The 12,172-nt window shown below is 64.6% G+C and carries 9 protein-coding genes and 2 pseudogenes; 2 read left to right on the top strand and 9 right to left on the bottom strand.

What is annotated here, in order from left to right; genetic code table 11:
• A pseudogene (locus DPV74_RS32980) lies at nucleotides 1–118 on the top strand (IS3 family transposase); the annotation flags it as partial.
• 172 nt (nucleotides 119–290) lie between these two features.
• Here the strand turns inward: DPV74_RS32980 and DPV74_RS32985 are convergent.
• From DPV74_RS32985 to DPV74_RS33010, 6 genes are read right to left on the bottom strand one after another with little or no spacing between them, the layout of a single operon-like run.
• Nucleotides 291–1,559 (bottom strand): nitrate/nitrite transporter, encoded by a 1,269-nt coding sequence (locus DPV74_RS32985; protein ID WP_119338700.1) that lies wholly within the window; start codon nucleotides 1,557–1,559, stop codon nucleotides 291–293.
• Between the two features lie 15 nt (nucleotides 1,560–1,574).
• Complete coding sequence (locus DPV74_RS32990; RefSeq protein WP_059619952.1) at nucleotides 1,575–2,363, bottom strand: peptidylprolyl isomerase; 789 nt, start codon at nucleotides 2,361–2,363, stop codon at nucleotides 1,575–1,577.
• A gap of 9 nt (nucleotides 2,364–2,372) precedes the next feature.
• Entirely contained in the window at nucleotides 2,373–3,056 is a 684-nt protein-coding gene (gene narI, locus DPV74_RS32995) for a respiratory nitrate reductase subunit gamma (protein ID WP_059619954.1), read from the bottom strand.
• 24 nt (nucleotides 3,057–3,080) lie between these two features.
• Nucleotides 3,081–3,779 carry a nitrate reductase molybdenum cofactor assembly chaperone gene (narJ, locus tag DPV74_RS33000; protein ID WP_059619956.1) on the bottom strand — a complete coding sequence of 233 codons (699 nt, stop codon included), beginning with the start codon at nucleotides 3,777–3,779 and terminating at the stop codon, nucleotides 3,081–3,083.
• Nucleotides 3,776–5,305 (bottom strand): nitrate reductase subunit beta, encoded by a 1,530-nt coding sequence (narH, locus tag DPV74_RS33005; protein ID WP_119338701.1) that lies wholly within the window; start codon nucleotides 5,303–5,305, stop codon nucleotides 3,776–3,778. The genes narJ and narH overlap by 4 nt, the downstream gene beginning before the upstream one ends.
• The gene (locus tag DPV74_RS33010) at nucleotides 5,302–9,066 is read right to left on the bottom strand and encodes a nitrate reductase subunit alpha (protein ID WP_119338702.1); all 3,765 of its coding nucleotides are present in this window, start codon (nucleotides 9,064–9,066) and stop codon (nucleotides 5,302–5,304) included. The genes narH and DPV74_RS33010 overlap by 4 nt, the downstream gene beginning before the upstream one ends.
• 389 nt (nucleotides 9,067–9,455) lie before the next feature.
• On the opposite strand from DPV74_RS33010, the pseudogene DPV74_RS33015 reads away from it, so the two are divergent.
• A pseudogene (locus DPV74_RS33015) lies at nucleotides 9,456–9,665 on the top strand (transposase); the annotation flags it as partial.
• Between the two features lie 644 nt (nucleotides 9,666–10,309).
• On the opposite strand, the gene DPV74_RS33020 reads toward DPV74_RS33015, so the two are convergent.
• From DPV74_RS33020 to DPV74_RS33030, 3 genes are all read right to left on the bottom strand, one after another.
• Nucleotides 10,310–10,504, bottom strand: coding sequence for a hypothetical protein (locus DPV74_RS33020; RefSeq protein ID WP_119338703.1), 195 nt, complete (start codon nucleotides 10,502–10,504; stop codon nucleotides 10,310–10,312).
• A complete protein-coding gene (locus tag DPV74_RS33025; protein WP_226113872.1) occupies nucleotides 10,501–11,220 on the bottom strand; it encodes a hypothetical protein in 720 nt (239 codons plus the stop codon). The genes DPV74_RS33020 and DPV74_RS33025 overlap by 4 nt, the downstream gene beginning before the upstream one ends.
• 834 nt (nucleotides 11,221–12,054) lie before the next feature.
• Nucleotides 12,055–12,172, bottom strand: a 118-nt coding sequence (locus DPV74_RS33030) for an integrase core domain-containing protein (RefSeq protein WP_162922907.1), incomplete at its 5' end; no start/stop codon positions are given.

Here is a 12,172-nt window from a genome sequence, read left to right on the forward strand (position 1 = left end):
CTGGCGACAGTTCTACAACGAGCGCCGGCCCCATAGCGCACATCGCTATCAACCTCCCGCCACGGTCCGTCGAGCCTGGCTGGATTCCGATAATATCGACGCGAGACTCACTGCCTGACTGGCTACAAAATTCCACCGCAGGTCAGTAAAGCGAGGCGCGGTTTCATGGGCGCCAGTTTGACAGATGCGCGCGCGGCCGGAAACGTCGTGCGCGGCGTTCCATGCACGACTATGGCGATGCGCGATGCCGAACCGTTCCGGCATCGCGCCCGCGCATCGATCGCAACCCGTCAGCCCGTGACCGGCGTGCGCCGCACTTCCGACAGGTAGATGAGGATCAGCGACACCCACACGATCCCGTACAGGAACATGAAGCAGGTCGTGCGCACGCGCAGAAGGTCGAGCAGCACACCGAACAGGATCGGCAGCAGGAAGCCGCCGAGCCCGCCCGCGAGCCCGACGATGCCCGTCACGACACCCATGTTGTCCGCGAAGTCGTCCGCAACGTACTTGAAGGTCGACGCCATCCCGAGCGCGAACACTGCACCGAGCACGAACGTCAGCGCGACAAAGCCGGCCACCGGCATCGACACGTTCAGCGTCGCGGTGCCGTCGATCGTGTGGATCACGAAGTCGGTCGCCGGATACGACAGCAGGAACAGCGCGATCCACGCGACCCACAGCCCCCACCACGTGACTGCGTGCGCGCCGAAGCGGTCGGACAGCGCACCGCCCAGCGCACGCAGCACGGAGCCCGGCAACGAGAAGCCGGCCGCGAACGCGGACGCCATCACCAGCGACATCCCGTATTCGGTCTTCAGGTACTGCGGAATCCACAGCGACAGCGCCGTGAAGCCGCCGAACGTAATCGAGTAGTACTGGCAGAGCCGCCATACGCGCGGGTCGCGCAGCACCTTGAACGCATCGAGCATCGACCCGCCGCGCTTGCCTGCGCCCGGGTCGGGCGCCGACGCGAACCAGAAGATCAGCGCCGTGACGAGCAGCGCAACCGCATAAATGCGCGGTACGACGCGCCAACCGTACGCGTCGAGCAACAGCGGCGTGACGAACAGGTTGACGGCCGCGCCAACCGTGCCCGCGCCGAACACGCCCATCGCGAGCCCCCGCCGCTGCGGCGGGAAAAAGCGCGCGACATACGGCGTGCCGACTGCGAACGAAGCGCCGACGCAGCCGAGGAACAGCCCGATCAACAGGAACTGCCACAGCTGCGTCGCGTAGCTGACGATATAGACGGGCACCGCGCACACCACGAGCAGCACCGTCATCACGATCCGGCCGCCGAAGCGGTCGGTCCACGTGCCGAGCGGCAAGCGCATCAGCGCGCCGGTCAGCACGGGCGTCGACGTGAGCAACCCGAACTCCGTGCTGTTCAGCCCGAGATCGGTGCGCAACTGCACGCCGAGCACGCCGAACATCATCCACACGACGAAACACACCATGAACGCGAGCGTGCTCGCGGCCAGCACCGACCATGCACGCAGCGGAATCGCCGGCACGCTGCCGGCCGGCGCCACGCTACCTTGTTGTTGAGTTGCCATACGCCAAACCTCGTTTCATTGGACCAGCGGCCCGTTCGCGCCGTCGAATGCGACGCCTTCGACGCGCGCGCCGCCTGCGAGAATCGCCACGTACTGCCGTATCGCCCGCTCCCGCACCCGTTCCGACAGGTACGCGGCGATCTGCGCGGCGGCTTCGTCGAACGGCACCAGGTCACCCGGCACGCGGCGCTCGATACACACGATGTGGAAGCCGAAGCGCGTATTGACAAGTTTCGGCAGCACGCCGAGCCCGTCGGAGTCGAACAGCGCGGCCTCGAATTCCGGCACCGTGTCGCCGCGCAGCAGTTGCCCAAGGCTGCCGCCCACCTCCGCCGACGGGCAGTTCGACGATACGCGCGCGACCGCTTCGAACGTGTCGGGCGCGGCCACGACATCGGCGAGCGCCCGTTCCGCGCGCTGCCGCAGCGGTGCGAGCGGCACGCGGTCCGTCATCGCGAACAGCACGTGGCTCGCATAGACGATGTCGTTGCGGCGAAAGCGCGCCGGGTGCTGCGTGTAATAGCGTTCGCAATCGGCGCGATCGGGTTCTGGCAAGTGGGTGAGCTCGCGGTCGAGCAACGCGTCGACGGCCGCATCATCGAGCGGCACACCTTCTTCGAGCAGCGCGAGCGACACCGCACGCTGCCGCAGCAATTCGCGCACCGCGAGCGCGCGCCGTGCGGCATCGAGCTGATCGGGCGCGTCGCCGTGATGCCCGGCCTCGGCCGCGATGGCTGCTTCGTCGATCGCAACGCCGTTGATCGTCAGCGGCACCGCTGCGACTTCGGGGAGAGCATTGTTCATATGGCATCCTCAGCGCTTGCGCACGAGCTGGTACGGGCGGATCAGGTATGCGACGGACGCGATCCCGCTCCAGATGTGCACCATCCGCGTGAACGGCGATACGAGGAAGATCGTGAAGCCGAGCACGATGTGCAGCCGGTACGTCAGCGGCACGCCGACGAGCAGGTTCGCGATATCCGGCCGGAACGTGACGACGCCCTTCACGTAATCGGTCAGCTGTTCGAACATCACGCCGTCCATATGGCGCGTCGACAACACGACGGTGCCGAGCCCGAGCGCGAGCTGCGCCCACAGCATCAGCACGATCAGGACGTCCGACTGGCGGCTGTTGCGGCGGATGCGCGGATCGCCGAGGCGACGCCAGATCAGGATCGTGAGCCCGATGATCGCCGCGACGCCGGCCGCGCCGCCTGCCACCATCGCGACGAGCTGGTGCCCGGACGCCGACAGGAACGGCGACACGAGCCAGTGCGGCGCGAGAAAGCCGCCGAAGTGGCCGAGCACGACGACCAGCACGCCCCAGTGGAACAGGTTGCTGCCGAGCCGCAGCATGCCGTGGCGCAACAACTGTGATGAATCGCTTTTCCACGTGTACTGCTCGCGGTCGAAGCGGATCAGGCTGCCCACCAGCAGCACGGCGAGGCAGATGTACGGGTAGATCCCGAACAGGAACTGATGCAAGTAAGCGTTCATGTCTTTTCCCAGTTGGACCCGCGCTTACGCACCGCGGGCCGGCCGCTTGTCGTGGAATCGCACCGTCTGCTCCGCCGGCGTCGCCGCGCCGACGAAGCGCACGGCCTCGTCCGCATACGACGCGTCGAGCGCACGGTAGTCGTCGGCGCTCGGCCGCTCGGCGGCCACGTCGTCGTCGGCCGCATCCGGCGGGTCGGCCGGCGCGAGGCCGGCCATCGGCAACAGCGCGCCGACGACGAAGCTGTAGTGGCTGCCGCGCTGCGCGAGCTGCCCGGCCAGCGCGCGCAGGATCTCGCCGGTTTCGGCGAGCAGCTTGCGCGCATCGGGCGCCGGCAGACGCGACAGGTATTCGAGGAACACGGGCAGGTAGTCAGGCAGTTCACCCCGGTTCAGGAACAGGCCGTGCCGCTCGTACATCTGCAGCAGGTCGACCATCGCCTGCCCGCGGTCGCGCGATTCGCCGTGCACGTGCTCGAACAGGTACAGCGACGTCGCGCGGCCACGGTCGAACAGCCCCACGTAGTTCTCCTGCAGCGTCAGCAGGTCGCGCTCGCGCCCATACGCAATGAACCGGTCGAGGCCCGCGCGCACCGGTTTCGGCATGCGCGTGCGGTCGCGCAGGTGCGCCTCGATCGAGTCGAGCGCGTCGACGAGCGCTTCGTCGGGATAGTCGAGCAGCGCCGCGAGCGCCGCGTAGGTCGGATCGGGTGCGGTGTTCGTCATCGGGAAGCCTCGTGGATCGGAATCGTCTTGCTGCCCTTCTTCGGGCTGAACAGGCTCGCTTCGGAACGGCCGTCCGAGCAGCCGTTGCCGAACGAGAAGCCGCACGACGCGCGCAGGTCGTACGCGTTCTCCGCATACTCGCGGTGCGTGGTCGGGATCACGAAACGATCCTCGTAGTTCGCGATCGCGAGATAGCGGTACATCTCCTCGACCTGCGCGAGCGACAGACCGACCTGGTCGAGCACGCCGCGCGCATCGATGCCGTCCACGTGGCGCGCACGCATGAATGCGCGCATCGCGAGCAGCCGTTCGAGCGCAAGCTTCACGGGCGCCTCGTCGCCCGCCGTCAGCAGGTTCGCGAGGTAGCGCAGCGGAATGCGCAGCGATTCGACGTCCGGCAGGTAGCCGTTCATCCCGAGCGCGCCGCTGTTCGCGGCCGAGTTGATCGGTGAAAGCGGCGGCACATACCACACCATCGGCAGCGTCCGGTACTCGGGATGCAGCGGGAACGCGATCTTCCAGTCGATCGCCATCTTGTAGGTCGGCGAACGCCGTGCGGCGTCGATCCACGCGGCCGGCACGCCGTCGCGCTCGGCCTGCGCAATCACCGCCGGATCGTCCGGATCGAGGAACAGCGACAGCTGCGCTTCGTACAGGTCCTTCTCGTTCTCCGCGCTGGCCGCCTCGCTGATCCGGTCGGCGTCGTACAGCAGCACGCCGAGATAGCGGATGCGGCCCACGCAGGTCTCCGAGCACACGGTCGGCTGGCCGGCCTCGATGCGCGGATAGCAGAAGATGCACTTCTCGGCCTTGCCGCTCTGCCAGTTGTAGTAGATCTTCTTGTACGGGCAGCCCGACACGCACATGCGCCAGCCGCGGCACTTGTCCTGGTCGATCAGCACGATGCCGTCTTCCTCGCGCTTGTAGATCGAGCCGGAGGGGCACGACGCGACGCACGCCGGGTTCAGGCAATGCTCGCACAGGCGCGGCAGGTACATCATGAAGGTGTTCTCGAACTGCCCGTAGATGTCCTTCTGCACCGCTTCGAAGTTGTAGTCCTTCGCGCGCTTCTCGAACTCGCCGCCGAGGATCTCTTCCCAGTTCGGCCCCCACTCGATCTTCTCGAGCCGCTGGCCGCTGATCACCGAGCGCGGTCGCGCAACCGGCATCGCGCGTGTATTGCCGGCTTCCTGCAGGTGCGCGTAGTCGAACGTGAACGGCTCGTAGTAATCGTCGATCTCGGGCAGGTGCGGGTTCGCGAAGATCTGCGCGAGCAGGCGCCACTTGCTGCCGAGACGCGGCTCGATCTTGCCGTCCGTGCGCCGCTGCCAACCGCCGCGCCAGCGGTCCTGGTTCTCCCAGTCCTTCGGATAACCGATGCCCGGTTTCGTCTCGACATTGTTGAACCACGCGTATTCCATTCCCTCGCGGCTCGTCCACACGTTCTTGCAGGTCACCGAGCAGGTATGGCACCCGATGCACTTGTCGAGGTTCAGCACCATTGCGATCTGTGCGCGTACCTTCATGACGCTTCTCCCGCGCGAACATGTTGAGTGGCGGCTGCGGTCTCTTCGCCGTCGAGCCAGTCGATCTTGTTCATCCTGCGCACGATCAGGAACTCGTCGCGATTCGAGCCGACCGTGCCGTAGTAGTTGAAGCCGTACGCGAGCTGCGCGTAGCCGCCGATCATGTGGGTCGGCTTCAGCGCGATACGCGTGACCGAGTTGTGGATGCCGCCGCGCGTGCCGGTGATCTCGGAGCCCGGCGTGTTCACGATCTTCTCCTGCGCGTGATACATCATCACCATCCCGGACGGGATCCGCTGGCTGACGACGGCCCGCGCGCACAATGCGCCGTTCGAGTTGTAGCACTCGATCCAGTCGTTATCGACTGCGCCGATCGCCTTCGCGTCGTCCTCCGACATCCACACGATCGGGCCGCCGCGCGACAGCGTCAGCATCAGCAGGTTGTCCGTATACGTGCTGTGGATCCCCCACTTCTGGTGCGGCGTAAGGAAGTTCAGCACGCGCTCGGGGTTTCCGTTCGAGCGCGTGCCGAGCATGTGCGCATAGCTGCCCGTATCGACCGGCGGCTTGTATGCACACAGCGATTCGCCGAACGCGCGCATCCATGCGTGATCCTGATACAGCTGCTGGCGGCCGGTCATCGTGCGCCACGGCACCAGTTCGTGCACGTTCACGTAGCCGGCGTTGTACGACACGTGCTCGGATTCGATCCCGCTCCAAGTCGGCGACGAGATGATCTTGCGCGGCTGCGCCTGGATGTCGCGGAAGCGGATCTTCTCGTCGGCGCGCGCGGCAGCGAGGTGCGTGTGGTCGATGCCCGTGATGCCGGACAACGCGCGCCACGCCTTCACCGCCACTGCGCCGTTGGTCTCGGGCGCGAGCGCGAGAATCACCTCGGCCGCGTCGAGCGCCGTGTCGATGCGCGGGCGCCCCTGCGCGGCGCCGTCGGTGACCTTGTAGTTCAGCTCGCCGAGCAGCTTCACTTCGTCCTTCGTGTCCCAGCCAATGCCCTTGCCGCCGTTGCCGAGCTTGTCCATCAGCGGCCCGAGCGACGTGAAGCGCGCATAGGTATTCGGATAGTCGCGCTCGACGACGGTCACGGTCGGCATCGTGCGGCCCGGCACCGGCTCGCATTCGCCGCGCTTCCAGTCCTGCACGTCGAACGGCTGTGCGAGTTCGCCCGGCGTATCGTGCGCGATCGGCGCGAGCACGACGTCGCGCTCGACGCCGAGATGCCCGTCGCACAGCTCGGAGAAGCGCTTCGCGATTCCCTTGAAGATCTCCCAGTCGCTTCTCGATTCCCACGCGGGGTCGACCGCTGCCGACAGCGGATGGATGAACGGGTGCATGTCGGACGTGTTCATGTCGTCCTTCTCGTACCACGTCGCGGTCGGCAGCACGACGTCCGAGTACATGCAGGTCGTCGACATCCGGAAATCGAGCGTCACGAGCAGGTCGAGCTTGCCGCGCGGTGCTTCGTCGTGCCAGGTCACTTCCTCGGGACGCGGACCGCCGGTCGCAGCGAGATCCTCGCCCTGCACGCCGTTGGTCGTACCGAGCAGGTGCTTCAGGAAATATTCGTGTCCCTTGCCCGACGAACCGAGCAGGTTCGAGCGCCACACGAACAGGTTGCGCGGGAAGTTGCCGGGCGCGTCGGGATCCTCGCTCGCCATCTTCAGCGTGCCGGCCTTCAGTTGCTGCGCGATGTCGGCGCCAGCGTGCGCGGGATCGGCCAGCGCCGTGCCGACCTTCAACGGATTCGCCGACAGCTGCGGTGCGGACGGCAGCCAGCCCATCCGTTCCGCGCGCACGTTGTAGTCGATCGGCGCGCCATGGAACTTCGACTTGTCCGCGAGCGGCGACAGCAGCGTGGCCGGATCCATCGGGTCGTAGCGCCACTGGTCGGTGTGTGCGTAGAAGAACGACGTCGAATTCATCTGGCGCGGCGGGCGGCTCCAGTCGAGTGCGCCCGACAATACCGTCCAGCCCGTCTGCGGCCGCAGCTTCTCCTGGCCCACATAGTGCGACCAGCCGCCGCCCGGCTTGCCGACGCAGCCGCACATGATCAGCATGTTCATGATCGCGCGGTACGACATGTCCATGTGGAACCAGTGGTTGATCCCCGCGCCAATGATCACCATCGACTTGCCCTGCGTCTTGTGCGCGTTCTCCGCGAACTGCCGCGCGACCGAGATCACGTCCGCACGCTTCACGCCGGTGATCGCCTCCTGCCACGCGGGCGTGTACGGCAGGTCGTCGTCGTAGCTCATCGCCACGTCGCGGCCGCCGAGGCCCTGGTCGAGCCCGTAGTTCGCGACGAACAGGTCATAGACGGTCGCGACCAGCATGTCGCCGTTGCGCGTCGCGATGCGCCGCACGCCGATCCGGCGCGACAGCTCGGACGCGTGGCGCGTCGAGTTGAAGTGCGCGTGCGGCTGGTTGCCGAAGTACGGAAACAGCACGTCGACCACGTCGTCGTGCTGCGTCGTGCACGACAGCCGCGGCGACAGCGCCGCCCCCTTCGACGTCTCGGCGCGCAGGTTCCACTTGCCCTTGTCGGCGTCGTTCTGCTGCCCCCAGCGGAAACCGACCGACCCGACCGGCACGACGAACTCGCCGTTCGTGTCGTCGATCATCACGGTCTTCCAGTCCGGGTGCACGGCTTCGTGGAGTGCATCGTCGAAGTCGGACGCGCGCACGAGACGCTCGGGCACGTAGCCGTCGCCGTGCGGCACGAGGCGCACGAGGCACGGCATGTCGGTGTAGCGCTTGCAGTAGTCGGCAAAGTAGTCGCTCTTCCCCGCCACATGAAATTCCTTGAGGATCACGTGCCCCATCGCGAGCGCGAGCGCCGCGTCGGTGCCCTGCTTCGGGTGCAGCCACAGGTCGCCGAACTTCGCGCCTTCCGAATAATCGGGGAACACCGACACGACCTTGGTGCCGCGATAGCGTGCCTCGACGAGGAAGTGCGCGTCCGGCGTGCGCGTCTGCGGGACATTGGAGCCCCACATCATGATGAAGGTCGAGTTGTACCAGTCGGCCGATTCCGGCACGTCGGTCTGCTCGCCCCAGGTCTGCGGCGACGCGGGCGGCAGGTCGCAATACCAGTCGTAGAAGCTCAGGCACACGCCGCCGATCAGCGACAGGTAGCGCGAACCTGCCGCGTACGACACCATCGACATCGCCGGAATCGGCGAGAAGCCGACCACGCGATCGGGGCCGTGCCGCTCGACCGTGTGCACGTTGGCAGCCGCGACGATCTCGTTGACCTCGTCCCAGCTTGCGCGCACGAAGCCGCCGAGCCCGCGCCGGCTCTGGTACGAACGGCGCGCTTCATCGTCGTCGACGATCGAGCGCCACGCTTCGACGGGGCCGAGCCTACGACGGCGCTCGCGCCACAGCTTCACGAGCGCGCTGCGCACGAGCGGATGCTTGAGGCGGTTCGCGCTGTACAGGTACCACGAGTATGACGCGCCTCGCGAGCAGCCGCGCGGCTCGTGGTTCGGCATGTCGGGGCGCGTGCGCGGATAGTCGGTCTGCTGGGTTTCCCAGGTGACGATCCCGCCTTTCACATAGACCTTCCACGAACACGAACCCGTGCAGTTCACGCCATGCGTCGAGCGGACGATCTTGTCGTGCTGCCAGCGCATCCGGTAACCGTCTTCCCATTTCCGATCTTCGTCGGTGACGGCGCCGTGTCCGTCGGAGAAGCGTGGCCTCGTGGTGGAGAAATAACGCAATCTATCCAGGAAATGGCTCATGGGGATCTCGTTTTTCCGGTCTATTGGCAGACCCTGATTATTTAAGGTGGTGAAATACCGGTTGTAAAGAACGATCGACATTCGAAATCAGGCCGTTTCGCCGTTGTCACCGTGATCGAACCCATTGTTGCGCGGACCGACATATCACGAATTGATACAAATCACGGTATCGTTCATCCGCTTGCAGCAACGAAACAGGATAGCGTCTCAGCGATTCCCCCTATCACAAGGGTACGATTGCTGACCGGGCCCTTTCGGGAATGGAGTAGACCGAAGCAAAGTTGTCACTGACTGCGGCTTGCGAAGACCGGTGTCGACTCCCCTGCGGGGCCGGCAGTGGCAGTCACGCGTGGTGCGGTGCCCGAGTTTGATCGGGCAATCGTACCGTCGTGGTAACAAAGCTGCGAAAGCAGCTCTCGTCGCGGGCTCTCGAAATCGAGCATCTGAAGCTCATGATCGCGAAACTGCGCCGAATGCAGTTCGGCCGGAGATCGGAGAAACTAGATCGCCAGATCGAACAGATCGAATTGCGGCTGGAGGATCTGCAGGCCGACGAAGGAGCCGCCGATGCGGCTGCCGCTCTCGAGGCAAAGCGGCCGCCCCCCCCGTTGCAGGATGAGCGAAACGGATGGATCACGATGTTCGAACGCTTTGACGCGGGTTATGCGCGGGAGAAGGCACAGAATCCCCGCGGCGAGATTGAGCCTCCGCTCAATCCGTACGCACATCCTCTACTTGACCAGAAACTGAGCGATATGGCCGCAAAGAGCGGCTCACTGCAACCGACCCTCGCCAAGCGGCTCGACCTGCAGATGCGCTATGCGTGGCGTCAATGGCTTCGTTTCCAAGATGTAGACAGCTACAGCCCGGAAAGCCGGAAGAATCGCAATGACGGAATCGATTTCGATCTGTACCGCTATATCATGCTGCCGGCCTACGTGGCTGCGAATGACTGGGGTTTCCACGAGAAGATCGCGGACATCAAGAGCCCGCAACGCGGCTGGTTCTGGAGGCCCGAGCAGCTTGCGGACGCTTGGAAGGACGGCGAAAAACCCCGTCCGACGTGGAAGGATGAGAGTTCCGATTCGACCAAATGAATCGACGAGGTTCTCGCCCCGGGGGCACGGAAGCGCCCGCGAGGGGGTGCACAAAAAAAAGGGGCGCAAACGCCCCTTTTTCATTCGCATGACTGACCGCGACTAGGTAGAACAGTTAAAAAACGGGCCAACCGGCCCGTCTTTGATTACACCGCCTTGCGCCATTCCGGAAGTTCCGGCGTCACGCGCGTGCTCGACCGCCGGGCCGCGACGCGCAGCCGTGCCTTGCCGTCCGCCGTCAGCGGTGCCGGCTTCTTTGTGCGTTGCGACACGCGCACGATGAGCTTCGCCGCAACCTTCGTCGACGCAGCTTTCTTCAGCGGTTTCGTCACGTGGCTCATATCAACTCCTTATCCAGCAAATAGTCTAGCAGCTTTGTCCAGGATCGGCTGTCAGCGGCGAGTTCGAACTCCATCAGCCGCTGCGAACCGTGGGCGCTCCACCAAGCCTCGTCGATTTCCAGCAGGTCCTGCACGGTTCGACAGGCTCCGAAGGCCGGGATCGCGCGCTCGTCGTCCTCGAGCGGTCCATCGAAACCGAGCTTGGGCCAATAGCGATATCCGATCAACTGCGCGTCATAGCCAACCCCACCTCCCGCGATCAGAGTAATCCGGCGATAGCCGAGACGGTGCGCAGTCATCGCGCAGAGGGCATAGGCCACCGTGCCAAGCCAATCGGGCGCCTGGTGCCGCAGGAACACGTGATCGATGTGCAACGCCTGCGGGTTCCCCGGTTCCGCAACGTCGTCCTCGTCATCATCGATTTCGCCAAGATATAACGACGTCCCATCGTCCACCTCCTCGTACAAGCCGATGCGGTTCTTGTGCGGGTGTTGCAGGATCGCGGGCTGGATCGAGGTGTAGTACACCCCCGGTGGCGCCGCGTCCGGCCCGACCACATATTGGGCCTGCTCATGGACACGCGCGTCGGTGAAGATCATCAGCAACTGCGCATACTCGGCGCTGGCCAACTCGATCCCATCGAAATCAATCACCGTCTCGGCGCCGATTACCTCGCCGTCCAGACGGAACTCGCCGGAAAGGTACTGCTTGGCCAAATCGGACGCCAATAATCGGTCGTATGGATCCTGCAACACGCGATCGAAGAAGTCGGTACGGGGTAGAGGCATCCTAACGGGTGGAAACGAAAAAGCTCAATTGTAGCGGGCAGCGCCGTTTCGTCGAGGAAGCCGCGCCGGCCTCCAATGAACCACGTCGGCCACGTCAGGCCGTGCTTATCGCGGCCAGCTTCCAAGCCTTCTGGACGCGCAGCGCTGAGCGTGCCGCTCACACAACTAAAGTTGTAACTATCCTCGTGTAATGGCGCATGTCCCGCAAACCCTTGTCATGCAACGCTGAGAGGCCAAATCGCGTTTCAACTAAAGTTGTGTCTATCGGTGTTGCGCCGTCAACTAAAGTTGTAACCCGCTGAGCGATTTCAACTAATTTTGTGCCGCAATGGACGATCGGCAGGCTCGCCTGTGCCGGCAGCGGGCGGGGCTAGCGAGATACGCGTTTATCACGCCGGGTGTGTTTTGCCACAAAACTCCGGCCAGGAAACCGTCCGACAGGGCTCCGGCGGAAGGCGGAGCAGGCTGGCCGCCAGCGTGGTGCCGGCAGCAGATCTCGGCGGCCGCCGGTAGCAACAAAATTAGTTGTGTGAGCGCCACGAGCCTGGGGCGTTCGCTCGACGTCCCGAAATGAAGGGTAACATAGCCCTTACTATGTTACCCTTCATTTCGACAGGTTGACATGGCACGGACGCGAGCCGTCATAGATCAAGAGTAAGACGCTTGAGCGCTTCCTCACCGCCACCTGTGCTTAACCACGAGCATCAAACCAAACACCGGTCGTCGGTTTGTGGAGTTGACCCTGTAATACCGGACACAGCATCACACTAAGGTTGCTGAATCCATCGAGCGCCGGAACTCGCGAGGCGAGCGGTATTTCAACGCGCTATGGGGATGCTTCTCGTTGTAATGCTCGAACGCGATGGCCAGGTTGCGTGCA

The organism is Burkholderia sp. HAN2018 (assembly GCF_024704855.1).
GTDB lineage: Bacteria > Pseudomonadota > Gammaproteobacteria > Burkholderiales > Burkholderiaceae > Burkholderia > Burkholderia cepacia.